This window comes from Streptomyces sp. RLA012 (assembly GCF_056270325.1).
The window spans coordinates 3,976,770-4,000,904 of sequence record NZ_JBWDPA010000002.1; the positions used below are offsets into that span (position 1 = coordinate 3,976,770).

General features: G+C 69.7%; 22 protein-coding genes and 2 tRNA genes. 7 read left to right on the forward strand and 17 right to left on the reverse strand.

The features are described 5' to 3' along the window. Positions 1-36 precede the first annotated feature (36 nt). The gene (locus RV986_RS17890; protein WP_475918357.1) at positions 37-453 is read left to right on the forward strand and encodes a Fur family transcriptional regulator; all 417 of its coding nucleotides are present in this window, start codon (positions 37-39) and stop codon (positions 451-453) included. Between the two features lie 161 nt (positions 454-614). On the opposite strand, the gene RV986_RS17895 is transcribed toward RV986_RS17890, so the two are convergent. The 4 genes from RV986_RS17895 to RV986_RS17910 all read right to left on the reverse strand — a co-directional run bounded on the left by RV986_RS17895 (position 615) and on the right by RV986_RS17910 (position 6,023). Then, positions 615-688 (reverse strand) — tRNA-Met (locus tag RV986_RS17895). Positions 689-778: 90 nt separating this feature from the next. After that, positions 779-2,602: a tetratricopeptide repeat protein gene (locus tag RV986_RS17900; protein ID WP_475918358.1), complete on the reverse strand. Its 1,824-nt coding sequence runs from the start codon at positions 2,600-2,602 to the stop codon at positions 779-781. Between the two features lie 265 nt (positions 2,603-2,867). Next, positions 2,868-2,941, reverse strand: a tRNA-Met gene (locus tag RV986_RS17905). A 67-nt stretch (positions 2,942-3,008) separates the two neighbouring features. Continuing rightward, complete coding sequence (locus RV986_RS17910; RefSeq protein ID WP_475918359.1) at positions 3,009-6,023, reverse strand: UPF0182 family membrane protein; 3,015 nt, start codon at positions 6,021-6,023, stop codon at positions 3,009-3,011. A gap of 143 nt (positions 6,024-6,166) precedes the next feature. On the opposite strand from RV986_RS17910, the gene RV986_RS17915 reads away from it, so the two are divergent. Beyond that, positions 6,167-6,709 (forward strand): PPA1309 family protein, encoded by a 543-nt coding sequence (locus RV986_RS17915; RefSeq protein WP_475918360.1) that lies wholly within the window; start codon positions 6,167-6,169, stop codon positions 6,707-6,709. 92 nt (positions 6,710-6,801) lie between these two features. On the opposite strand, the gene RV986_RS17920 is transcribed toward RV986_RS17915, so the two are convergent. The 4 genes from RV986_RS17920 to RV986_RS17935 form a co-directional block, all read right to left on the reverse strand. Next, positions 6,802-7,899, reverse strand: coding sequence for a YlbL family protein (locus RV986_RS17920; RefSeq protein WP_475918361.1), 1,098 nt, complete (start codon positions 7,897-7,899; stop codon positions 6,802-6,804). Between the two features lie 86 nt (positions 7,900-7,985). After that, positions 7,986-8,192: a hypothetical protein gene (locus tag RV986_RS17925; RefSeq protein ID WP_475918362.1), complete on the reverse strand. Its 207-nt coding sequence runs from the start codon at positions 8,190-8,192 to the stop codon at positions 7,986-7,988. A 145-nt stretch (positions 8,193-8,337) separates the two neighbouring features. Continuing rightward, positions 8,338-8,799, reverse strand: a complete 462-nt coding sequence (locus RV986_RS17930) for a molybdenum cofactor biosynthesis protein MoaE (protein WP_475918363.1) — start codon at positions 8,797-8,799, stop codon at positions 8,338-8,340. Between the two features lie 454 nt (positions 8,800-9,253). Continuing rightward, entirely contained in the window at positions 9,254-10,369 is a 1,116-nt protein-coding gene (locus tag RV986_RS17935) for an SDR family oxidoreductase (RefSeq protein WP_475918364.1), read from the reverse strand. A 190-nt stretch (positions 10,370-10,559) separates the two neighbouring features. Here RV986_RS17935 and RV986_RS17940 point away from each other — a divergent pair, with 190 nt between their 5' ends. Together RV986_RS17940 and RV986_RS17945 are read left to right on the forward strand one after the other, a co-directional pair. Further along, positions 10,560-12,029 (forward strand): zinc-dependent metalloprotease, encoded by a 1,470-nt coding sequence (locus RV986_RS17940; protein ID WP_475918365.1) that lies wholly within the window; start codon positions 10,560-10,562, stop codon positions 12,027-12,029. Next, on the forward strand, positions 12,026-12,553 hold the full coding sequence (locus RV986_RS17945) for an NUDIX hydrolase (protein WP_475918366.1): 528 nt from the start codon (positions 12,026-12,028) through the stop codon (positions 12,551-12,553). The genes RV986_RS17940 and RV986_RS17945 overlap by 4 nt, the downstream gene beginning before the upstream one ends. A 108-nt stretch (positions 12,554-12,661) precedes the next feature. On the opposite strand, the gene RV986_RS17950 is transcribed toward RV986_RS17945, so the two are convergent. The 4 genes from RV986_RS17950 to RV986_RS17965 all read right to left on the reverse strand — a co-directional run bounded on the left by RV986_RS17950 (position 12,662) and on the right by RV986_RS17965 (position 16,543). Continuing rightward, entirely contained in the window at positions 12,662-13,417 is a 756-nt protein-coding gene (locus RV986_RS17950; protein ID WP_475918367.1) for an AIM24 family protein, read from the reverse strand. A gap of 16 nt (positions 13,418-13,433) precedes the next feature. Beyond that, on the reverse strand, positions 13,434-14,114 hold the full coding sequence (locus tag RV986_RS17955) for an AIM24 family protein (RefSeq protein ID WP_475918368.1): 681 nt from the start codon (positions 14,112-14,114) through the stop codon (positions 13,434-13,436). An 11-nt stretch (positions 14,115-14,125) separates the two neighbouring features. Further along, positions 14,126-15,811, reverse strand: a complete 1,686-nt coding sequence (locus RV986_RS17960; protein WP_475918369.1) for a TerD family protein — start codon at positions 15,809-15,811, stop codon at positions 14,126-14,128. Between the two features lie 135 nt (positions 15,812-15,946). Beyond that, entirely contained in the window at positions 15,947-16,543 is a 597-nt protein-coding gene (locus tag RV986_RS17965; protein WP_475918370.1) for a M48 metallopeptidase family protein, read from the reverse strand. Between the two features lie 227 nt (positions 16,544-16,770). Here RV986_RS17965 and RV986_RS17970 point away from each other — a divergent pair, with 227 nt between their 5' ends. Together RV986_RS17970 and RV986_RS17975 are read left to right on the forward strand one after the other, a co-directional pair. Beyond that, a complete protein-coding gene (locus RV986_RS17970) occupies positions 16,771-17,952 on the forward strand; it encodes a TOMM precursor leader peptide-binding protein (protein ID WP_475918371.1) in 1,182 nt (393 codons plus the stop codon). Then, positions 17,945-19,321 carry an ABC1 kinase family protein gene (locus tag RV986_RS17975; RefSeq protein ID WP_475918372.1) on the forward strand — a complete coding sequence of 459 codons (1,377 nt, stop codon included), beginning with the start codon at positions 17,945-17,947 and terminating at the stop codon, positions 19,319-19,321. The genes RV986_RS17970 and RV986_RS17975 overlap by 8 nt, the downstream gene beginning before the upstream one ends. Positions 19,322-19,407: 86 nt before the next feature. Here RV986_RS17975 and RV986_RS17980 read toward each other — a convergent pair whose 3' ends face one another. The 5 genes from RV986_RS17980 to RV986_RS18000 all read right to left on the reverse strand — a co-directional run bounded on the left by RV986_RS17980 (position 19,408) and on the right by RV986_RS18000 (position 23,295). After that, a complete protein-coding gene (locus tag RV986_RS17980; RefSeq protein WP_475918373.1) occupies positions 19,408-19,632 on the reverse strand; it encodes a hypothetical protein in 225 nt (74 codons plus the stop codon). Positions 19,633-19,741: 109 nt separating this feature from the next. Then, positions 19,742-20,065 (reverse strand): hypothetical protein, encoded by a 324-nt coding sequence (locus tag RV986_RS17985; RefSeq protein ID WP_475918374.1) that lies wholly within the window; start codon positions 20,063-20,065, stop codon positions 19,742-19,744. Further along, positions 20,062-20,430, reverse strand: a complete 369-nt coding sequence (locus tag RV986_RS17990; protein ID WP_054228178.1) for a WhiB family transcriptional regulator — start codon at positions 20,428-20,430, stop codon at positions 20,062-20,064. The genes RV986_RS17985 and RV986_RS17990 overlap by 4 nt, the downstream gene beginning before the upstream one ends. A gap of 175 nt (positions 20,431-20,605) precedes the next feature. Continuing rightward, positions 20,606-20,935 carry a hypothetical protein gene (locus RV986_RS17995; RefSeq protein ID WP_475918375.1) on the reverse strand — a complete coding sequence of 110 codons (330 nt, stop codon included), beginning with the start codon at positions 20,933-20,935 and terminating at the stop codon, positions 20,606-20,608. A 164-nt stretch (positions 20,936-21,099) separates the two neighbouring features. Beyond that, entirely contained in the window at positions 21,100-23,295 is a 2,196-nt protein-coding gene (locus RV986_RS18000) for an ATP-dependent DNA helicase UvrD2 (protein ID WP_475918376.1), read from the reverse strand. A 287-nt stretch (positions 23,296-23,582) separates the two neighbouring features. Here RV986_RS18000 and RV986_RS18005 point away from each other — a divergent pair, with 287 nt between their 5' ends. After that, on the forward strand, positions 23,583-23,840 hold the full coding sequence (locus RV986_RS18005) for a mycoredoxin (protein ID WP_475918377.1): 258 nt from the start codon (positions 23,583-23,585) through the stop codon (positions 23,838-23,840). Positions 23,841-24,135: the final 295 nt, after the last annotated feature.

A 24,135-nucleotide genomic window follows, 5' to 3' on the forward strand; every position in this document is an offset into this window, starting at 1 on the left:
TCGGGATCTGGTCTCCTTGCTGTTAAGCTGGCCTGTATGAGTGACCTGTTGGAACGACTGCGCGGACGCGGCTGGCGAATGACCGCGCAGCGGCGTGTCGTGGCCGAGGTCCTCGACGGCGAGCACGTCCATCTGACGGCCGACGAGGTGCATGCGCGCGCCGTCGCCAAGCTGCCCGAGATCTCCCGGGCGACGGTCTACAACACCTTGGGTGAGCTGGTCTCGCTCGGCGAGGTGCTGGAAGTCGCGACGGACAAGCGTGCCAAGCGCTACGACCCGAACGCGCACCGTCCGCACCACCACCTGGTCTGCGCCCGGTGCGGCGCGATCCGCGACGTCCACCCGAGCGGCAACCCGCTCGCCGACCTCCCGGACACGGAGCGCTTCGGCTTCACGGTCTCGGACGTAGAGGTGACATACCGGGGCGTGTGCCCGAACTGCGCCTCCGCCTGAACCGCCCGACCCACTTCCCGGAAGCCCCGGCCCGCGAACCAGCGCCGGGGCTTCTCCCTAACCGAAAGCCCAGAAACACCCATAAAAACCCACGAGTGCCAAGGAATGTCAAGGAATGCCGAAGGGCCCGGATCTCAAAGATCCGGGCCCTTCGGTTTCAGTAGCGGGGACAGGATTTGAACCTGCGACCTCTGGGTTATGAGCCCAGCGAGCTACCGAGCTGCTCCACCCCGCGTCGTTGAACTGAACATTACGTCAACCGGGTGGAGCAGTGCAAATCGCGATGACGAAAGCCCCGTCGACTGCCGCGCGACAACCACCACCGTCACGCGGACAGCTCCTGCCGCAACGCGTCCCGCAGCCGGGCCGCCCGCTCGGCCACCTCCGCGGGCCCCAGCGAAACGGCTCGGTCGGCCCACCGCTGTCCCTCCGCCAGTTCCCCCCGCCGCGCGTAGACGAGCGCGAGCCGCAGCGCGGCCCGTCCGTGTCCCGCGTCCGCCGCCCGGGTCCACCACAGCGCGGCCTCCGGCTCGCTCCCCTCCCGGGCCAGCAGCAGCCCGAGATTGAAGGCCCCGTTCCGCGAGCCGGCCTCCGCGGCCGACCGGTACCACCGTGCCGCCTCCACCACGTCACCGCGCGCGGCGGCGAGCATCCCGACCCGCACCTGTGCCCGCCGGTGCCCCTGGGAGGCAGCCCGCTCGTACCACTCCTCGCACTCGGTCTTCTCGTGCGCCGGCTCCCCGAGCTCGTGCGCGGGTGCCGGCGGCCGCCGGGCGTCGAGGACGGTGGCGAGCCGGTACGCGGCCTCCGCGCTGCCGCCTCCCGCCGCGCACCTCAGGTGCCGTTCCGCCTCCTGCTCGTCCCCGTCCCGCAGTCGCGCGATTCCGACCTGCAGCGCCGCCTCGGTGTGTCCGGCGGCGGCCGCCCGCTCGTACCACCGCAGCGCCGCCTCCTCGTCGTCCTCGGTTCCCCGCCCGGCGTGCAGGATCCCGAGGTTGAACGCGGCGTCCACGCTGCCGGCCTCCGCGGCCTTGGAGAACCACGGCTCGGCCCCGGCCGAGTCCCCGACCTGCAGCAGCAGAATGGCCAGCGCGTTCGCGGCCTCGCGGTGTCCCGCGTACGCGGCCCGCCGGTACCACTGCTCGGCCTGCGCGGTCCGCCCCTGCTCGGCGCAGAGCAGCCCGAGGTTGTAGGCGCCGTTGACGTCACCGGCATCCATGGCGGCCCGGTACCACCGCTCGGCGGTCTGTGTCTCGCCGCGCTCGGCGTGCAGCGCTCCCAGCGCGTTGGCGGCGTTCCCGTCCCCGTCCTGGGCGGCCCGCAGCCACCACACGGCGGCGCTCTCCGTGTCTCCGGCGTCGCGCAGCAGGAAGCCGAGTGCGCAGGCGGCCCGCGCCTCGCCGTCCTTGGCGGACGTCAGATACCAGCGCCCGGCCTCCTTGAGGTGGCCGCGCTTCTCCAGGATCGCCCCGAGGTGCAGTGCGGCGCGGCGGTGCCCGCGCGCGGCGGCCTGCCGGTACCACTGCTCGGCCTCTTCGCCGGCGGCTCCTATGACCCCGAGGACGCCGTTGTCGGCCCTGCCCTCGCCCGCGTCCGCCGCTTTGCGGTCGAGTGTGCGTGCCAGCCGGTAGGCGGCCTCGCGGTGGCCCCGCTCGGCGGCGGCCCGCATCCACTGCTGCGCGCCGACGTCGCTGCGGTGCTCCAGCAGATCGGCGAGCGCGTACGCCCCGAGGGCGTGGCCCTGCTCGGCGGACTGGCGCAGCCAGTACTCGGCGGCGGGCTCGTCGCCCCGCTCCCGGTGGTAGCGCCCGAGCGCGTGCGCGGCGGCCGCGGAACCGGCGACGGCGGCGATCCGCCACCATCCGGCGGCCTCGTCGGTGTACCCGCGCTGGTGCAGGAGGACACCCAGGTTGTTGGCGGCGGCGCGGTCACCGGCGGCGGTGGCCGCGCGCAGCTGAGGCTCGGCTCCGTCGAGATCACCGCGGCGCAGCAGCATCGCTCCGAGGACACTCATCGCCTCGACTTCGCCGGCTTCGGCGGCGAGCCGCTGACGTGCTTCCTCCGCAGCCTCGCCGGTTTCGTCCCGGTCTGAAGGCTGCACAAAACGCCCTGTCTCCAACAGAGTTGCCTTGTCCCCCATAACGTCCATCGTCGCACCACCTGCAACCTGGGTACACCTGGTATACCGCAGTCAGTGAGGTCACTTCAGCGTTTTGTCGACATGCCCACAGAGAGACAAGTCAAACACAGTTTTTCCAACTCCCCACGGATGGAGCAGTCTTCGGGCGAGTCGCCGATCGCCCCCGTGCGTAGTGCGCGTACGCGTCGTCCGCGTGTCGTCATACAGGCGCAGTACGTGTGTCCGCACACGGCGAAGGCCCGGATCCTTGAGGATCCGGGCCTTCGCTTTTCAGTAGCGGGGACAGGATTTGAACCTGCGACCTCTGGGTTATGAGCCCAGCGAGCTACCGAGCTGCTCCACCCCGCGCCGTTGTGTTGCAACCGTACCACGGGCGCGGGGTGGGCTCTGACCAGCGGCTTGATCGGCCGCTGCGCTAGCTCGTACCGCTGCTGGGGCTACTGCTGGGGCTACTGCTGGGACTGCCGCTCGCACTACTGCTGGGGCTGCCGCTGGGACTGCCGCTCGGGCTCGGGCTCGCGCTCTGGTCGCTGCTCTTGCTGCCGCCGGTGGTCTTGTCGGCCGTGGCCTGTGCGTCCTCGGCCCGCTTCAGGGCGTCCTGGAGATCCTTCTGCGCCTGTCCGTACGCCGTCCAGTCGTTCTTCTTCAGGGCTTCCTGGCCGGCGTCGAAGGCCTTCTGGGCGTCCTTCAGGGCCTGTTGGACCGTTGGATCGGTGGACGTGGGCGGGTTGGTGGTGCCGGTCTCCGGTGGTGTGGTGGTCGAACCGTCCGATCCGAAGACCTTGTCGAGCGCCTGGTCGAGCGTGTCCTCGAAGGCGTAGCTGGTGCCGTAGCTCACCAGCACCTTCCGCAGCAGCGGGTATTTGAGTCCGCCACCGCGTACGTAGACGGGTTCCACGTAGAGCAGTCCTCCGTCGAGCGGGACCGCGAGCAGGTTGCCGTACTCGACGTCCGAATGACCTCGGCTGAGCAGGCTGATGGTCTCGGCGATGTCCTGTTCGGAGTTGAACTGGCTCTGGACCTGTTTGGGCCCGTTGACGGTGGTGTCCGTCGGTAGTTTCAGGAGTCTGATCTTGCCGTAGTCGGGTGTGCCCGCCTCGGAGTCGACCGCCATGAACGCGCTGAGGTTGTCCCGGCCGTTGGGCGTGAAGGTCGTCGTCAGTGAGAACGCCTGCGCGGACTGGTCGGGCATCTTCATGCTCAGGTAGTACGGCGGGACCGCGTCGCCCGACTTGTTGGTCGGCTCGTCGGGGACCTGCCACACCTCGCTGCCGCTGAGGAACGTCTGTGCGTCCTTCACGTGGTAGCGGGTGAGCAGCTCCCGCTGGACCTTGAACAGGTCCTGCGGGTACCGGAGATGGGCCATGAGCGAGGCCGAGATGTCGCCCTTCGGCTTCACCGTGTTCGGGAACGCCTTCATCCAGGTCTTCAGGACCGGGTCCTTGGTGTCCCACTGGTAGAGCTTGACCTCGCCGGTGTACGCGTCGACGGTCGCCTTCACCGAGTTGCGGATGTAGTTGACCTGGTTCTGCTGGGCCATCACCGCGCGCTGGTTGTTGGTCGCCGTCAGCGAGTCGGCCGTCGTGTCGCCGAGGGTGGTGCGGGAGGCGTACGGGTAGCCGTTGGTCGTGGTGTAGGCGTCGACGATCCACTGGATCTTTTTGTCGACCACGGCCGGGTAGGCGTCGCCGTCGATGGTCAGCCACGGCGCCACGGCCTCGACGCGGTCCTTGGGGGTGCGGTTGTAGAGGATCCGGGAACCCTCGCCGATCGCGCCCGAGTAGAGGATCTGCGGCTCGCCGAGCGCCACCGCGTAGGCGGCCCGGTTGATCGGGCTGGAGAGGCTGACGCCGCTCTTGCCCTTGTAGCTGGTGGTCTTCTCACCGCTGTCGTCGGAGTAGTCGATCTCCTTCTGGGGACCGCCGACGATCGAGTAGGCGTTGGTCTTCTCGCCGTAGTAGATCTGCTGCTCGTACGTGCCGAGGTCGCCCGTGGACGGCAGGTCGGACTCGGTGAAGACCGGGCGGCCCTCGGAGTCGGCCTCGGTGCCCTTGGCCGCGACCACTCCGTAGCCGTGGGTGTAGCGGAAGTGGTCGTTGATCCAGTTGTTCTTCGGAATGCCGTTGAGGTTCAGCTCACGCAGACCGATGACCGTGTCCTGGTCCTTACCGTCCTCGCGGTACCGGTCGACGTCCAGGTTGGTCGGGAACGCGTAGTAGTTCTTCATCTGCTGCAGCTGCTGGAACGTCGGCGAGACGATGTTCGGGTCCATGATCCGGATGCTCGCCGCGCTGTCGACGTCGTCCCGCAGCTTGGTCTTGTCCTTGGTGGTGCTCTTGCCCTCGTACTCGGTGACCTGGGCGCCGTCGATGCCGTACGCCTCACGTGTCGCCTTGAGGTTCTTCTCGACGTACGGCGCTTCCTTGGCCTGCTCGTTCGGCTGGACCTGGAACTTCTGCACGATCGCCGGGTACAGACCGCCGATGAGGATCGCCGAGAGCACCATCAGGCCGAAGCCGATGACGGGCAGCTGCCAGGTGCGCCGCCACAGGGTGGCGAAGAACAGCAGGGCGCAGATGACGGCGATGCAGAAGAGGATCGTCTTGGCCGGCAGATAGGCGTTGGCGTCGACGTACCTGAGGCCGGTCCAGTTGCCGGTCGCCTTGAAGTCGCTGGACTTGACGGCGAGCCCGTACCGGTCGAGCCAGTAGGCGACCGCCTTCAGGGCGACGAAGATGCCCAGCAGCACCGACAGGTGCCCGGTGGCCGCGGCCGTGGCGCGCGCCCCCGGGGAGGTGATCCTGAGCCCTCCGTACAGGTAGTGCGTGAGGGCCGCGGCGACCAGCGAGAGCACGGCGGCGGCGAAGCCGAAGCCGAGCAGGAAGCGGTACCAGGGCAGGTCGAAGGCGTAGAAGGAGACGTCGAGGTGGAACTGGGGGTCCTTCTGGTGGAAGGGGACCCCGTTCACCCACATCAGCCACGTGCGCCACTGGCCCGAGGCCGACGCGCCGGCGATCAGCCCCACCAGGGAGGTGATGGCGAGCAGCAGCCACCTCTTGTAGGGGGCGATGCCCATCCGGTACCGGTCGAGGCTCTGCTGCTCCATCGACATCGCGCTCAGCGGCGGTCGCAGCCGGTGCGCCAGCCAGATGTTCACGCCGACGCAGGCCGCCATGATCAGGCCGAAGACGAAGAAGAGCCCGATCTTGGTCCACAGGGTGGTCGTGAAGACGGACGAGTAGTGAACCGACCGGTACCAGAGCCAGTCCGTCCAGAATCCCGCGAACATGACGAACGCCATGGCCAGTACGGCCAGCACGCCCAGTGTCATGAGCAGGGTCCGGACACGCCGGGAGGGTCGGCCCACTCTGATCCGTGGCCCCGTCGGGCCTCCGCCGCGGTCCGGCATCTGGAAAGCCAAGGTGCGCACCTCGAAGTTCGCTGTTGATCCGTCAGGTCCTCGTGTACGCGGACCATCCGTCAGGCTCCGAGATCGAGGAGCCTCATCTATGCAACTTACTCACGCTTTACTCGGTTCCCGGTTCCGGGTACGAACGAGGCAGGATTGTGACCATGTCCAACACTCCCATGGCAGCGAGCCCGCTCACCCGGGCCGTACTCGAGATCGACGAGTACGCTTCCGGCCTCGGCTGGGACCAGCCCGCTCGCCTCTTCGCCCTCGTAGACACCGCGCGACTGCGGGCCCAGGAACCCGACCTCGCGGCCCAGCTCGGCCTGCAGGACGAGCCCGAGACCACCGGTCTCACCCCCATCGAGCAGGACGAGATCCCTGCCGGCAAGCCGCTGGACGAGTTCCTCGGCACCATCGCCTGGCCGGACGCCGTGGTCGGCTGCGCGCTCACCGTGGAGCGGCTGATGCTCCCGCCGTCCGCGGAGGCCTCGGTTCCGGAGGGCCTGAGCGACAAGAAGCTCGCGCGGTGGGTCGCCGAGCATCCGGACCGGCAGGAGGTCCGCATGACGGTCGGTGTCCTGCGCGACGGCACCCGCGACTCGGCACTGCGGCTGCGCGAGAAGGACGCGCCGACCGAGGTCCTGACGGGGGCGGGCCTGGTGCCGGGCCTGGCGGAGGCGCTGTCGGCGACGTTCGCGGACTGACGTCCCGGTGTACGCGGACGGGGGCGCCCTCGGACTTCGAGGGCGCCCCCGTCACGACGTACGGCCCACGCCTTCCGGCGCCTGTCCGTCCCTCAGCTCTTGGTGGTGCACTTCGGCAGGTCGGCGGTCTTGCCGGAGCTGATGTCCTTGAGGGCGTTCATCGCGTCGTCGATGGTGTTGACCTTGACGAGGGTGAGGCCCTTGGGGGTGTCCTTGGCGGCGGCCGCGCAGTTGTCCTTGGGCGTCAGGAAGTACTGGGCGCCCTTCTCGCGCGCGCCGACGGTCTTCAGCTCGATGCCGCCGATCGGGCCGACGGTTCCGGCGTCGTCGATGGTGCCGGTGCCGGCCACGAACCTGCCGCCGGTGAGGTTGCCCGGGGTCAGCTTGTCCACGATGCCGAGCGCGAACATCAGTCCGGCGCTCGGGCCGCCGACGTCGGCGAGCTTGATGTCGATGCTGAACGGGAACGTGTGATCGGTGCCGGCCGAGATGCCGACGATGGCGCGGGACGCGCCGCTGTCGCTGGACTTCGCCGTGGTGATGGTCACATCCGTGGTCGCGGTGGCCGTCTTGCCCGCCTTCTCGGCGGTGGCCTGCTCCTTGGCGGGCACGACGGTGAAGACGACCTTCTCGCCGGGCTTGTGCTTGGTGACCAGCTTGGCGACGTCGTCGGGCGCCTTGACGGCCGTACCGTCGACGCTCTTGATGGCGTCACCGGCGTGCAGCCGCCCCTCGGCCGGGGAGCCCTTGACGACGGTGGAGACGATCACCCAGGACGTCACCGGGATGCCCAGTTCCTTCAGGGCGGCCACCTTGGCGCTCTCCTGGGACTGGCTGAACTCCTCGGCGTTCTCCTGCGTCGACTGCTGCTCGGTCTTGCCGTCCGGGTACAGCGTGTCGTGCGGCACGACCTTGTTGTCATGAGCGAGCCATCCGTAGACGGCTTCCACCAGGTTCATCTTGTAGTCGGCGCTGGTGACCCGGACAGTGGTCATGTTCAGATGCCCGGTCGTCGGATATGTCTTGTGCCCGGAGATCTGCAGCACCGGCTCGCCGTCGTGCTCGCCCAGGGTGTTCACCGTCGGTCCCGGTGACATCTCCGAGTACGGCACATTGATGAACACTCCCGCGCACAGGAGCGCGATCAGGATCAGGGTGGAGGCGAGCATCGTCGCGGTGCGGCGTGGCATGCCACGACAGTACGGGACGGTGCTGTCAGCGCACTGTCGGGGCCGTCCGTACGGGGCCCGGATCCTCTGGAGCGGCCGCGCCGCCCTCAGACCGCGTCGGAGTGGGACTTCTCCGGGGTCCCGGGCCGTTCCGTGACGGCGTCGGAGCGTTCCATGGCCGCGCGGAAGCGTGCGTATCCCTCAAGCTCGATGCCGTCTCCGGCCGTCTTGCGGTTCCGGCCGGCCCACGTTCCCCACAGTCCGGCACCGATCGCGGCCAAAAGCGGAATCAGCAACCAGGCGAGCGACGCCATGCCGACCTCCCAACCCCATGAGCCACCGCAACTGACTGATCAGCAGATTAACCATCTGCCTTGTTAACGCTCACGCCAGGGGGTCGGTTACGCAACCGGAGGCCGGGTGAGAGATCGGTGAGTCTCCCTCACCCGTCCGCCTCCCTCAGCAGGCGCCGACCCACTCCTCCGTACCGTCGGAGAACTTCTGGTGCTTCCAGATGGGCACTTCGTGCTTCAGATCGTCGATCAGCTTGCGACACGCCTCGAAGGCCTCACCGCGGTGCGGACACGACACGGCGACGACGACCGCGAGATCGCCGACGGCCAGGTCACCGATACGGTGCACGGCGGCCAGCGCCCGCACCGGATACTCGGCGACCACCTTCTCGGCGACCCGTCGCATCTCGGTCTCGGCACTGGGGTGGCACGAATACCCCAGCTCGTCGACGTCGGCACCCCCGTCGTGATTGCGCACCGTCCCCACGAACAGCGCGGTCCCTCCGGCCGCGTCGTCCCCGACGGCCCGGAAGACCTCGTCCACGGAGAGCGGTTCCTCCCGGATCGCCAGCAGCCGTATCGGATCCTGCGCGGCCCGCTCACCGGGATGGTCAAAGGTAGGTGCCATGAGCCCATCGTGCCGTACCCCACCGACACCGAGAAATACCGCATTCCCCCGGCACGCCCGCGTACCCCTTTTGGAGCCTCCTACAAACCCACGCAGGAGGACGGAGGCCTTCAGCCGGTCCGGCGTTCAAGAGCAAGACCGAAGACAGCCGTGCCCCCGCCCACCCCCACCAGTCAGCGGGTCCGGCGCTTGAGGACGAGACCGAAGGCCGCACCCCCTCCCCCGCCCGCGCCACCCAGCCCGTCCGGCGATTGGGGACGAGGCCGTTCAGGCCGATGCGGGGGTCTGGGGGCGGCAGCCCCCGGGTTGGGGATGATGGGGGTCCGCCCTGCTCGAGCGAAGCCGAGAGCTTGGGGGAGGGTAGGGGCGGCGGGGGCGAAACCCTGGCCCCAGCCACAACACACCCGCACCCGCACCCGCACCCGAAAACACGTGCCCGGAACCCGGCACGGGTTCAGATCCGCCGCCGAGCCTTCCGGGCCCGCCGAACCAACGCAGCCGTACCCAGCAACGCAACCGTCGCCCCCGCCGCCCCCGCCGCCGTCGCATCCTTCCGCCCCAGCCGCCGCCCCACCACGGTGTGCCGCCCGGCGACCTCCTCCAGCAGCTCCGCGAGAACCTCCTCGTTGGTCCACTGCGGCCGCCACCCGGCGTCATGCAGCCGGCTCCCGCTCACCACCCAGGGATACATCGTGTACGCGAGGTCCCCGGCGGGCGAAGGAGTGAGCCCGATCCGGTGAAGTCGCGCGGCGGCCCCCAGCGCGACGGCGGACGGCAACTCCATCCGCCGGATCCCGCTCAGCTCCTCGACCTCCTCCTGCTCCAGCCACCCGTCGCACCCGACGGTCAGCTCCCCGTCGACCTTCTCCAGGACGGCGTACTCCAGAGCACTGCACAGATCCTCGACGTGGCAGAACTGCCAGGCGGGCCGCGACCCGGCCACCACGAGCAGCCGAGGAGACTCGAAGTACCTGGTCAGCGCGGTGTCCGTACCGCCACCGACCAACACGCCCGGCCGTACGACGGTGACGTTGAGCCCCGGATGCGCCCGCGGCGCGCGGCGCGCGAGCCGCTCGATCTCCAGCAGGTCCCCGACTCCCGTGGCCTCGGCGGTCGCCCGCAATTCGGCGTCTTCGGAGAGGGGCAGTTCGTTGTCGGGCAGCGCCCCGTAGACCATCGCGGACGTGCACAGCACGACCCGGTGCACCCCGGCCGCGGCGGCGGCCGTGAGCACGGTCTGCGTCCCCCGGACGTTGTACGCCGTGCGCGCCGCCGCGTCCGTCTCCAGATCGAGGTCGAGCGCGAGATGCACCACGACGTCCGCCCCGCGCAGCTTCTCGGCGATCGCGGGGTCCCGGACGTCGAGGATCTGCCACTGCGCTCCCGCGCACTCGCCACGGCGCTCGTCGATGGCGATGACCTGCTTGATCTCCTCGCTGGCGGCGAGCCGCTCGGTGAGCATGGCGCCCACACCGGACGCGGCGCCGGTGACCGCGACGACGGGCCCGCGCAAGGGCGGACTGGTTGAGTGGTTTCGCGCTGCGCGAACCTGTGGATCTGGGGAACTCACCGGGCGTCTCCAGCGGTTGTCTTCAGTAACGGACACGCGTGACGCGTCCGTACCAGGTGGCATCCATCCTGCCGCAGGCGGAGAGTCGGCGAAGCACCGAGGCCCGATCGGGCTCTGGTGTCTACGCTGGGTGTGTTGTCGGGCAGCCGCCGTCGGAACGAACCGGCGGCCTTACCAGCCGAGGAATCCCGTGAGTGACACCCCATTCGGATTCGGCCTTCCGCCGGAGGAGCCGGAGAACGGCGACGAGGGCAAGAAGAAGGACCAGGAGAGCGGCGGTGGTCAGGGACCGTTCGGTTTCGGGCTGCCCGGAGCCGGCGGCCCCGGCGCCGACAATCCGCTCGCAGCGATGTTCGGTTCCATGAACCCCAACGACCTGGGGGCCGCGTTCCAGCAGCTGGGCCAGATGCTCTCGTACGAGGGCGGCCCGGTGAACTGGGACATGGCCAAGCAGATCGCCCGCCAGACGGTCTCCCAGGGCACCTCCGACGGCACCAAGGACGCGAGCGTCGGTCCCGCCGAGCGCACCGCCGTCCAGGACGCCGTGCGCCTGGCCGACCTGTGGCTGGACGACGCGACGTCCCTGCCGTCCGGCGCCGGTTCCGCCGTGGCCTGGAGCCGCGCGGAGTGGGTCGAGGCGACCCTGCCCGTGTGGAAGGAGCTCGTCGACCCGGTCGCCGAGCGCGTCGGCGCAGCCATGGGCGAGGTCCTGCCGGAGGAGATGCAGGCCATGGCGGGCCCGCTCATCGGCATGATGCGCTCCATGGGCGGCGCGATGTTCGGTACGCAGATCGGGCAGGCCGTCGGGGTGCTGGCGGGCGAGGTGGTCGGCTCGACCGACATCGGGTTGCCGCTCGGCCCGGTCGGCAAGGCCGCGCTGCTGCCGTTGAACATCGAGTCGTTCGGCAAGGACCTGGGCATCCCCCAGGAGGAGGTGCGGCTCTACCTCGCCCTGCGCGAGGCCGCCCACCAGCGTCTCTTCGCGCATGTGCCGTGGCTGCGCTCGCACCTGTTCGGCGCGGTCGAGGGCTATGCGCGCGGGATCAAGGTCGACACCGCCAAACTGGAGGACGTGGTCGGCCAGCTCGACCCGCAGAACCCGGAACAGTTGCAGGACGCCCTCCAGCAGGGCATGTTCCAGCCCGAGGACACGCCCGAGCAGAAGGCCGCGCTGGCCCGTCTGGAGACGGCACTCGCACTCGTCGAGGGCTGGGTGGACGCGGTCGTGCACTCGGCCGCGAAGCCGCGCCTGTCGTCCGCGGACGCGCTGCGCGAGACGCTGCGCCGCCGCCGTGCCACGGGCGGTCCCGCCGAGCAGACCTTCGCCACGCTGATCGGCCTGGAGCTGCGCCCGCGCCGGCTGCGGGACGCCTCGCGCCTGTGGGCCTCGCTCACCGACGCACGCGGGGTCGACGGCCGCGACGGCCTGTGGGCCCACCCGGACATGCTGCCCACGGCGTCCGACCTGGACGACCCGGACGGCTTCGTGCACCGCGAGCAGCTGGACTTCTCCGAGATCGACAAGATGCTCGGCGAGGCGGCCGGCGACTCCGCCGAGAAGCCGAGCCTGAAGAAGGACGACACCTCCAAGAACGAAGAAGACAAGAACGAAGACAAGAACGACGACAAGGGCAACGACAAGGGCGACGGCACCGAGTGAGCCTGTACGACGACGCGGTCCTCGTACTGAAGCAGTACGAGGAGCAGGAAGAGCTGCGCCAGACCTATCTGGACCATCTGTCCGAGCACCCCGACGGCATGTGGAAGTCCTGCACGGCGGGGCATGTCACGGCGAGCGCGCTGGTCATCGACCCTGCTCGCGGCCGTGTCCTGCTGACACTGCACCGCAAGCTGCGGATGTGGCTGCAGATGGGCGGCCACTGCGAGCCCGGCGACCCGGCACTGGCGGCGGCCGCGCTGCGCGAGGCGACCGAGGAATCGGGCATCGAGGGGCTGACTCTGCTGCCGGGCGGTCCGGTGGCCCTGGACCGGCACGCCATCCCGGCGCCGTGCAACTGGCACCTGGACGTCCAGTACGCCGCGCTCGCCCCGGCCGAGGCCGTGGCGGCGATCAGCGACGAGTCCCTGGACCTGCGCTGGTTCTCCTACGAGAACGTCGCGGACGTGGCGGACGCCTCGGTCGTACGCCTGTTGGAGGCGACCCGGGCGCGGCTCTCGGCCTGAGTCACGCGCGCGGCTCGGGCCCGAGCAATGTGTAAGGGGCGACCGCCTGGGCGGTCGCCCCTTACGTTTGTTTCCCGGACCGTCATCCGGTCGGCCGACCGTCGCCGGTCAGCTCCAGACGTTGCCCTGGTTCTGCGCCCGGGCCCCCTGCTGCCCCATCCCGTACTGGGCGCGCAGCCCGGAGCCGATCTGCGTGTTCTGCGGCGGCAGCAGCTCGCTCGGCTGGACGAGCGCGAAGCCCTGGCCGAGGAAGCTGAGCTCCCAGCCCTCACCGGTGTTGCCGCGGCGCCGCCACACTCCCGAGGAGTGCGTCTGGGCCTGCATCTGGACGCGCAGGCTGGTGGACCAGGCGACGATCGCGTCGGCGTCGCAGTTGACGTACTTGTCCGGCGTGACCTGCATCATCAGCGGCGTTCCGGAGGTCATCAGGGCGACCTTGCCGCGGCCGGTGATGTTGAGCTGGTACTTGCCGGAGCCGGAGATGCCGTACTGGCTGTCCACGGCGATGACCTCGTGGTGCAGTGCGGAGTCCATCGCCAGGACGTAGCTGCTGTCGACGGTGAGACCGTCCTGGTCCACGTCGACGACGTGGACGTGCTGGGCGAGGTTCGCGAGGTAGACCGTGCCCTGCCCGTGGCAGCGCATCAGGTCGAGTCCCTCACCGGTGTACGCACGCGCACGGTGCTGGCTGTTGTTCTGGTACTCGGCGTCGAACTCGACGAGCCCCTGGTAGGCGACCATGGTGCCCTTACGGGCGAGGATGTCGTCGTGGCCTTCCAGGACGACCCGCAGCATCTGCGAGTTCTGCAGGCTGTAGCGCTCCTGGGTCTGCTGCTCGTTGTAGCCGAAAAGCGGGCTCTGCATGATGTCGTGCTCCCCCTCAGCCCCGGATCCGGAGGCGGTCGGTGCTGTCCTCGCTGGGCTGGACGACCACGATGCCCTGCCCGGAGAACGCCATCTGGTACGCCTCGCCGCTGCCGCGTCCGATCAGCGACTGCGCCTTGAAGCTGCGCTTGCCCTTCACCTTGAGGTTCGGGGACCAGGCGACGAGCGCGTCCGGGTCGACGTACGTCTCGTCCTCACCGCCGCCGCAGTCGACCACGATCGGCTTGCCCCGGGAGGTCAGCGCGACCCAGCCCTGGCCGGAGATCTTGGTGTTCCACAGGCCCTGTCCGGCGAACTTGGCGAGCCCCTTGACGCGCTCGACGCCCCAGGTGAGGTGCGCGTCGAAGGCGAGCAGGTTGGTGGCGTTGACGGAGATCGCGTCCCCGTTGAGGTTGATGACGACGACGTTCGCCCCGTAGTCGGCGAGGTAGAGCAGGCCGTCACCGGTGCACTTCATGAGGGGCGCGCCCTCACCGGTCATCCAGTCCCGCGCGATCTGGCGGACGGCGGGCGGGTTGGGCTCGTACTGGACGAACCCTTCGTAGGCGACCATCGAGCCCACGCGCGCGAAGAGGTCGTTTCCGGTCTGCATGGCGACCTTCAGCATGTGGTTGCCGTGGTTCTCCATGCGGGCGGTGACGGGTGCCGGGGCAAAGCCCGCGAGTGGCTGGTTCATGACGGGCTCCCTCAGACCTCGTACGGCTGGACGACGATGAAATTGCCGGGCGCGCCGCGGAACTGGAGGTTCACGCTCTCCCCGGTGTCGCCCGGGTAGGCGTTGCGGCGCATCCGCACCTGGCTGGAGACGATCACCTGGGAGGCCGCGGACCAGGCGACGACGGCGTTGCAGTCGGCGAAGGTCGTCGGTGTCACGGGCAGCACGACGGGGGCGCCGTGCGTCTTCACGACGATCGTGCCGGTCCCCTGGAACTGCATGGTGAACAGCGCGCCGCCGGGAATGCCGTGCCCCTCGATGCGGCGGACCTCGTACTGCAGGGACTCGTCGAAGGCGAGCACGCTCTCCGCGGAGACACAGATCGCGTCGCCCTGGAGTTCGATGGGGTGCACGTGAGTGGCGTTCTCCGCGAGGAAGACCTGCCCCTGTCCCGTGCAGCGCATCAGCTGCATCTCCTGGCCGGTCGCGTTGCCCACGATCCGCCCGGCGAAGCCGGCGCCCTTGTAGCTGAAGTCGACCTTGCCCTGGTAGAGCACCATGCTGCCCTGGCGCGCCAGCACGGGCTGACCGCCGATGCCGAGGTCGACCCGGATGAGCTTCTTGTTCTGCTGGGTCCACCGCTGACCGGTGGGCGTCTCCTTGAAGGCACCCAGCGCGGCGGTCACACCCGCGCCGCCCTGCGGGGCGCCCTGGGGAACGCCGTACGGGGAGGGCGCGCCGGGCTGGCCCGGGTACTGACCGGGCGGCTGGCCCGGGGCCTGCCCGAACGGCGGCTGCTGCCCGTAGCCGGGAGGTGCCGGCGGGGCCTGCTGGCCGTAGCCGGGCGGCATGGGAGCCGTCTGGCCGGGAGGCTGCTGACCGTATCCGGGCGGCGGACCAGGCGGACCGGGGGGACCGGGGGGCTGGGCGTACGGCGCCGGACCCGGCGGTGGCACGCTGCCGCCCGGCGGGGCGTGCAGTGGCGCGATGATGGTCGGCGCGGCGTGCACCGAGGGCACGGTGGGCGCCGGAGCGGGAGGCGGCACGAACCCCTGCGCGGCGGGCTGCGGCGCGGGAGGCGCAGGAGCGGGTGCGGCCGGAGCGCCGAAGGCGGGTGGCGCGGCGGCCTGGGCGGGCGGCGCGAAGGACGGTGCCCCGGCTGCCTGCGGCTGCTGCGCGGCGGGCTGCTCCTCCGCGACCTCACCACCGAAGTTCTTCAGCAGCGCATCAAGGCCGCCGTCGAAGCCCTGTCCCACGGCGGCGAACCGCCAGACGTCCTTCAGATAGAAGTCACCCAGCATCACGGCACGCTCCGTGGAGAACTCCGCGCCGCTGAACGAGTACCGGGCCACCTCCTCGCCGCCCGCGACGACACGGAGATACCCGGGGGCGATCTGCGACATCTGGCCCGTGCCGTCGATCGTCGCCGTGAACGCCAGCTTCTGGATCTGCGCCGGGATCCGGTCGAGCGTGACGCGGAAGGACTCCGTGTCGCCCGACTGGGCGCCAAGGAGCTGGATGGATTCTTCGGGGGTCTTCGGCTGGTTGAAGAAGACGAAGAACCGGTCGTCCGAAAGCCGTTCGTCGGCGTCCAGACCGAAGCAGCTGATGTCGAAGGTCAGCCCCGGGCCGGTGATCTGCACACCCACGTACAGATCGGTGCCCGCGGTGAGGTCACTGATCCTGGCCTTGTGGCCGCGTTGGAATTCCCTGGCCATGCGTAACGACCGTCCCCCATCCCGAATGCGATTGCGTCGCGTCAGGCTAACGGGAAACTCTGGGAGTGAACGCCGCCGGTACAGACCCGGTACACAATCACCCCTCGCCGGGGACCCACCGCAGCCGTCCGGCCGCTATTCGTCGTGCCCGGCCGACAGATGCGGCAGCCGATCGGCCGCCACCACCCCTTCGAGGTAGCCGCGCGCACGCTCCGTCCGGGGATACGCCTCCAGCAGCCGCCAGAAGCCCGGCCCGTGTCCGGGCACCAGCAGGTGCGCGAGTTCATGGACGAGGACGTAGTCGACGACGTACTCGGGCATGCCCTGCAGCCGGTGCGAAAGACGGATACTGCCCTCGGCCGGGGTGCACGAGCCCCAGCGCGTGTTCTGATTGGTGACCCAGCGGACCGAGGTGGGCCGCGCCCGACCGTCGAAGTACTGGCCCGACAACCGCGCGGCACGCTCGGTCAGCTCGGCGTCACCGAGCACCCGTTTGCTCTCCTGGGCGGCCAGCTTGTCGAGCATGACAGTGACCCAGCGCTGCTCCTCCGCCTCGGACATCCGGGCGGGGATGAGCACGACGGTGCGATCGCCCTCGCGGTACGCGGAGACCGTTCTGCGCCGACGCGCGCTCCTGCGAACCTCGATCGCGCTCGCCCCCGAGCCGCTTGGCGGCAGGCTCGTCGTGCTGCGCTGTGGTTTTCCGGCGCGGTGCAGTGGGTCGGCGGGCACGCCCCGACGTTACCCGCTGCACACGGGGGAAGTCCCGTCCCCTGGACGGTTCGGTACCGATCCGCACCCCACGCGTTGGATTAATACGACCGATTTGTACGACGAGCACCACCGCCTGTGGACAACTTTCCGCACCGATCAGCCGGGCCAGGCATGCTGGCATTCGATCGGCGGCCCCACACGGCCCGTCGTCACACGGGGATGCTCTACAGGTACGGGGGTCGGTCATGCATCCGATGGTGAAGCCCGCGCTGCGGCGCGGCTGGCGGGATCTCAACACCGTGCAGTTCGGGATGGCACCCGCGCACGCGATGGTGCTCGGCCCCATGGACACGGCGACAGGCAGCTTCCTCGACCTGCTCGACGGCACCCGCGGGCTGCCGCTCCTGCGCGAACAGGGACGCGGCATGGGCCTGCCCGACGGTCACGTCGACGCGCTCGTGGAGCGGCTGGCCCGCTCCGGCCTGCTGGACGACGCGACGGGCGGCGGCCCGGCCGCGGAAGCCCTCCGCAAGAAGAAGGCGGTGCTGGACCGGCTGCGCCCCGACCTCGCTTCCCTCTCTCTCGTCGCCCCCGCACCGGGCGACGCCATGAAACACCTGGCCGCCCGCCGCTCCCTGCGCGTGCAGGTGCGGGGCGCGGGCCGGGTGGGAGTCGTGCTGGCCTCCTTGCTGGCCGGCGCGGGTGTGGGCGAGGTGGAAGTGCGTGACGTCGGCCTCGTCGAGCCGTGGGACGTGGCGCCGGGTGGACTGCCCGCGCAGGCCATCGGCGAGCGCCGGGAGGAGGCCGCCCGGCGGGCGGTGCGGCAGGCAGCACCGGACCGACCACCACGCCCCGCCACCGAAGGCGAGGAACTCGGACTGTCCCTGGTGATCCTCGCGCCCCGCGACGGCCTGGCCGTGCACGCCCCCGATCCGGTCGCCGCCGAGCCCCTGATCACTTCCGGCACACCTCATCTGTATGCGGGAGTCGTGGAGGGCACAGGCATCGTCGGCCCCCTGGTGCTGCCCGGCGACACGGGCTGCGCGGGCTGCCTCGACCAGGGGCGCGTCGACCGGGATCCGACCTGGCCGCGCCTGATCGCCCAGTGGCGCTCCGGCTCGTCACGCCATGTACCACCGTGCGACCTGACCCTGGCGACCGGTGTCGCCGGACTGGCCGCTGGGCACGCGCTCGCCTTCCTCGACGGCCGGATGCCCTCCAGCGCGGGAGCACGCTGGGAATCCTCCGTGCCGGGTCTCGACTGGCATGCAAAGCCGGTGTGGTCGCACCCCGCATGCCCGTGCGGCGCCGCGGAGAAAAGTAATAAGGGGGAACGCGCCGCCGAGAGCGGGGAGCCGCACGAGACAATGGCGGTGCAACAGTCGTACGCGGCACGGCTGTCTGGGACTTGGAGGGCGCATGTCTGATCTTCCCCGGAAGGCCGTCACCCGTACGGCCAAACTCGCCGCGCTACCGCTCGGCTTCGCCGGGCGAGCGACCTGGGGGCTGGGCAAGCGGATCGGCGGGAAGTCGGCGGAGATCGTGGGCCGCGAGCTTCAGCAGCGCACGGCCGAGCAACTGTTCAAGGTGCTCGGTGAGCTGAAGGGCGGCGCGATGAAGTTCGGGCAGGCCCTGTCCGTCTTCGAGTCTGCGCTGCCCGAGGAGGTCGCGGGACCGTATCGGGCCGCGCTGACGAAGCTCCAGGAGTCGGCGCCGCCGATGCCGACGCGTACGGTGCACTCGGTTCTGCGGGAGCGGCTCGGCGAGGACTGGTCCGAGCTGTTCCTGGAGTTCGAGGACAAGCCGTCCGCGGCGGCCTCGATCGGCCAGGTGCACCGGGCGGTGTGGCACGACGGACGCGAGGTCGCCGTCAAGGTCCAGTACCCGGGGGCGGGCGAGGCCCTGCTGTCCGATCTGACCCAGCTCAGCCGATTCGCCAGGCTCCTGGGGCCCCTCATCCCCGGCATGGACATCAAGCCGCTCATCGCGGAACTGCGCGACCGGGTGTCCGAGGAGCTCGACTACGGACTGGAGGCACAGGCCCAGGAAGCGCATGCCACCGAGTTCGCCGGCGACCCCGATGTCCTCGTACCGGCGGTGGTCCACCAGTGCGACCAGGTGCTCGTGACCGAATGGATCGACGGGACGCCTCTGTCCGAGGTGATCGCCGACGGTACCCGGGAACAGCGGGACCGTGCGGGTCAACTGCTGGCCCGTTTCCTCTTCTCGGGCCCCGCCCGCACCGGACTGCTGCACGCCGATCCGCACCCGGGCAACTTCCGTCTCCTGCCGGACGAGAAAAGCGGCTGGCGGCTGGGCGTCCTGGACTTCGGCACGGTCGACCGGCTCCCGGGCGGCCTGCCCTCAACCATCGGCGACTCCCTCCGGATGACCCTCGACGGCGAGGCCGAGGCGGTCTACGAGCTGCTGCGCGAGGAGGGCTTCGTCAAGGAGTCGATAGAGCTCGAACCCGACGCGGTCCTGGACTACCTCCTGCCGATCATCGAACCGGCCCAGGTCGACGAGTTCACCTTCACCCGCGGCTGGATGCGCAGCCAGGCCGCCCGGATCGCCGACCCCCGCTCCCCCGCCCACCAGTTGGGCAGGCTCCTCAACCTGCCCCCGTCGTACCTCCTGATACACCGGGTGACCTTGAGCACCATCGGCGTCCTGTGCCAGCTGGGCGCGACGGTCCGACTGCGCGACGAACTGGAGGAGTGGCTACCGGGGTTCGTGCCGACGGACGAGTCCCCGGAAGAACAGCTGAACGAGGAGGAGTCGGCAGCCGAGGCATGATTCCGGGCTGCCTTCGGGCTGCCTCTGGGGGCTGGGGTGGGGTGGGGGGAGGGGGCGGGGGGGAGGCCCCCAGAGGAGCGCGCGGGCTACCACCAGGCCGAATCCAGCCGCCCCTCGATCGCCCTGAGATGGTCCCGGGCGCATCTGTCGCAGAAGTAGTGGCGGGTGCCGTTCTCCACGGAGCAGGTCCAGGTCGGCTGGGGGCCGTCGGCCGGGGTGCCGCAGCGGGCACAGACGATGTGCTGGGCCGCGGCCACGTCGGGCCGCCACATGGAGCCGGTGCTGTCACTGTCCCCGGGAAGACTCGTCACTCGGCGACGATATCGCCGCGGTCGGCGGTTCGCTCGGCACCACGCACCACGGGGGCCGGCCCGAAGGGACCGACCCCCGCGAAGGAGTTATTGCCGCGACTGCTTTCGGCTACTGCATGACCGCCATGGCCAGCGCGCGCCGGGCACGCATGGAGGCGCGCTCGGCCCGGCGCTGCATCCGGCGGGCGGTGGCCAGGCGCAGGGCCCGGCGTTCACGCTCAGCGTCCTGCAGTCGCTCGTGCATATGCGCACGAGCCAGGGCTTCTGGGATGAGTTGCATCTCTCGGGTCCTGTTCTGACGCGAGTCGTTCGCGCCGGTGGTGGTGAATTCTGGGATGGCGGAGCCGGCGGGCTCGCTGGTGGACGGCTTCATCGGGGCCTGTTTCTTGGGGTCGTGCGTCAGGGGGCGATCGATCGTTCCTGTGATGTTCATGCCGCAACCGGGTTCTTGCGCGGGCGGCCACGCGGCCGCTTGCGGGCTACGACAACACCCTGGACGAAGAGCTCGCCGCCCCAGACGCCCCAGGGCTCACGCCGCTCCTTCGCTCCGGCGAGGCAGGCCTCGATCAGCGGGCAGGTGCGGCAGAGGGACTTGGCGTACTCGACATCGGCCGGCGACTCGGCGAAGAAGACTTCCGGGTCGTAGGAGCGGCAGGGGACGGGTACGCCGAGGTTCTCGATGGCGTCGTCGAGCGCGGTGAGCGCAGTGAGCGGGATCAAGGTGGAGTCCTCCGTGAGGCCGGGCGGGGGGATCGTTTCGGAAGGCGGTACGGACGGGGCGTGCGCTTCGAGTTGCACGGTTCGTCTTCCTCGTCTGGTCGTGCCGGCCGGGTTGGCCGGTTGGCGGCTGGTACCGGGTTCTTTTCTTGTCCCGAGGCCCCTTCGCTCTGCCGTCCCCGGTCGGGGACAAACAGAAGGGCCGCGGATCCCGGGTGGGGTTCCGCGGCCCTGAAGGCGCCGGCCTGATCGAGGATCAGGCTGGATCACTCCAGGGTTCAGGCCCACGGAAGGCCCACATCGTGTGGTGGTGCTGCGTCGTCTGCTTCAGGGATCCGGCACTGGCTGCTGCAAAGGCATAGGCCTGGGCCTCTGCCACTACTGCTGCCGCTTCCAGTGCCTTCATCGGTCGCTCATTGCGCTCACGGATGGGGAGACCCGCGAGAGACACGGAGGACGCCGGCCGGACGGCAGGAACGCCGGACAGACCGGTGCCCAGGTTCGAGACGCCGAGCAGGCACGTGGAGACGACCAAGCGATCGGTCATTTTGACGGTGTTGATGGAGCTGGCGTTGATGCTGATCACTGGAATCGCCTCCTCTCGGCGTCTTAGGGGACTGGGGTGAGCCAGTCCGACGGCTATTAAGTACAGCACGGAACCAGGGCCTCGGAGAAGGCCGCTGCTGCCGTGGTTAAGAACCTATGGGGATTGCCGGGGCATGCGCAAACTATTTTTTCGACGAGTTCGCATCAGGCACCGTCATCGCCCTCTTTGAGCTCTTGACCTGCACAGATGGCCAGAACATCGGCTCCGAACCGATTGAGCTTGCGCACGCCGACCCCGGGGATCCGCGCCAGCTCGCCCTCGTCGTCCGGCACGGTCTCGGCGATCGCCATCAGTGTCTTGTCGGTGAAGACGCAGAACGCGGGCTGGCCACTGCGTTGTGCCTGCACCGCCCGCCACTCGCGCAGTCGCTCGTAGAGACCCTCGTCCATGTCGGAGGGGCAGTCCTCACAGCGCATCAGTTTCATCTCGCCGGCGTCGGTCAGGGTGCGGCCGCAGACCCGGCAGCGGGCCGGGGTGCGGCTCGTGCGCCGTACGACGGTGCCTCCGCTGCTTCCGATGCCGCGCTCGATGCCTCCTGGACCGCCGCCGTTGCTGCGGACCGTGGTGGCGACGGAGCCGGGGCGCAGTCCGTCGAGGAAGCGGCTGGGCCGGCGGTTGGATCTGCCGCCGGGTGAGCGGGACAGGGCCCAGGAGACAAGGAGGTGCTCTCTGGCGCGGGTGACTCCGACGTACAGAAGGCGGCGCTCCTCCTCGATCTGCTCGTCGGTCTTTGCGTAGGTGATCGGCATCATGCCCTCGGCTACGCCGACCAGGAAGACGACGTCCCACTCCAGTCCTTTGGCGGAGTGGAGGGAGGCGAGGGTGACTCCTTGGACGGTCGGGGCGTGCTGGGCGCTTGCGCGCTCGTCGAGTTCGGCCACCAGGTCGCCGAGTGTGGCGCCCTGTTTGGCTGCGGCGAAGTCGTGGGCGAGGTGGACGAGGGCGGCCAGTGATTCCCAGCGCTCTCGGACCGCGCCGGAGCCGGCGGGGGGTGTGGTGGTCCAGCCCTCGCCGGACAGCACCGCGCGGACCTGGGAGGGCAGGTCGACGATGTCGTCGAGGAGGGAGTCGTTGGCGCCGAAGCGGGCGGCGGCGCGCAGGGCCGAACCTGCTTTGCGCACCTCGGGGCGGTCGAAGAACCGTTCGGCTCCGCGCAGCTGGTAGGGCACTCCCGCGTCGGCGAGGGCCTGTTCGTAGATCTCGGACTGGGAGTTCGTGCGGAAGAGGATCGCGATTTCGCCCGCGGCGATGCCGGAGGCGATGAGGTCGCGGATGCGGCGGGCGGCGCCCTCGGCCTCGGCGGGTTCGTCCGTGTATTCGGCGTAGACGGGCTCGGGGCCCCGGGCACGCTGGGAGATCAGTTCCAGGCGGTGGTCGGCGGCGCGGCCACGGGCCTGGGCGAGCAGGCCGTTGGCGAGGTGCACGACCTGGGGCGAGGAGCGGTAGTCGCGGACGAGCTTGACGACGGTGGCTCCGGGGTGGCGGGTGCGGAAGTCGAGCAGGTGGTCGGGAGTTGCACCGGTGAACGAGTAGATCGTCTGGCTGGCGTCGCCGACGACGCAGAGGCTGTCGCGCTCGCCTAGCCACAGTTCGAGGAGGCGCTGCTGGAGGGGGCTGACGTCCTGGTACTCGTCGACCACGAAGTGCTGGTACTGGGAGCGGACCTGTTCGGCGATGTCGTGCCTGTCCTGGAGGATGGCGACGGTCAGCAGCAGGACGTCTTCGAAGTCGATGACCGAGCGATCGCGCTTGAGGTCCTCGTATGCGGCGTAGAGCTGGGCGATCTCGGCCGGGTCGCGGGGGGATTCGCGGCCGGTCTTGGCCGCGGCGGCCGCGTAGTCGGCGGGGATGGTCTGGGTGACCTTGGACCATTCGATCTCGGCGGTGACGTCGCGCAATTCGCCCCGGTCGAGGCGGATGCGGCAGGCGGCGGCCGCGTCGGCGACGAGCTGGATCTTGCGGTCGATGAGCCGGGGCAGGCCGCCGCCGACTGCTTTCGGCCAGAAGTACTGGAGTTGGCGCAGCGCGGCGGAGTGGAAGGTGCGGGCCTGGACGCCGCCTGCGCCGAGCTGGCGGAGGCGGCCGCGCATCTCTCCCGCGGCGCGGTTGGTGAAGGTGACGGCCAGCACGCTGGAGGGCTGGAGGATCCCGGCGCGGACACCGTAGGCGATGCGGTGGGTGATCGCTCGCGTCTTGCCCGTGCCGGCGCCTGCCAGCACGCACACCGGACCGTGCAGGGCGGTGGCGACCTCGCGCTGCTCGGGGTCGAGCCCGTCGAGCACCGCGTCGGCCGTGTCCGGTGCCTGCGGGAAGAGGGTGGAGTGCGTTGCTGCTGTCACCCCGCCATGCTGCCAGGTCGCCGGGGACGGGTGAGCCGGTTGTCCACAGGGAGGCCCTCGCAGTCGTACTAATGCGGCAGGCGTCACGGGCCTATGCGGTGGACATCACTGGTCGGCACGGTAGGCGGTACGGGCCGCTAAGGCAGGCGGTACGGACCGGTACGGCGGGTGTCGGGGCGCTGCTCGTGTTACGGGGCCGGGGTACCCGTGTGCGGGAATGACGGCCCACTCACGTACGTTCCCCCTCTGCGACGACGCACCCCCAGCAGCAGAGGAGCGCGAGAGACATGCCGGGCACTGTGACGATGTACAGCACCACGTGGTGCGGCTACTGCACGCGGCTGAAGAGCCAGATGGACCGCGAGGGCATCACGTACAACGAGATCAACATCGAGCACGACCCGGAGTCCGCGGCGTACGTGGAGAAGGCGAATGGCGGAAATCAGACGGTTCCGACGGTTCGGGTGGTTTCCGCCCGGGGAGGCTCTGAGGTCGTCATGACGAACCCGAGCCTTGCCCAGGTCAAGCAGGCGCTGGGCGCCTGACCCTCGCGAGACGCAACCCCCGACCGGCCTGACGCTGATCGGGGGTTTTGTGTGCGGACTTTTGTGTGCGGACCGACGACAACCCATGGGTGCGCTCGGTGACCGGCAAGGGCAAGAGGGTGTCCGCGTTCATGCCCTGCGCTCCCCTCTGACCGACTCCTTGAGCTACGAGTTGTCGGCCTCTTCGACGACCGCGCCGTGAATCGCATGCACTTCACCCCCCGGGGCCGGTTCATCGGCGGTGAACTCCTGCCTGCCGAACGGCTCACGGAGTACCAGGCGTAAGAGTGCAAGA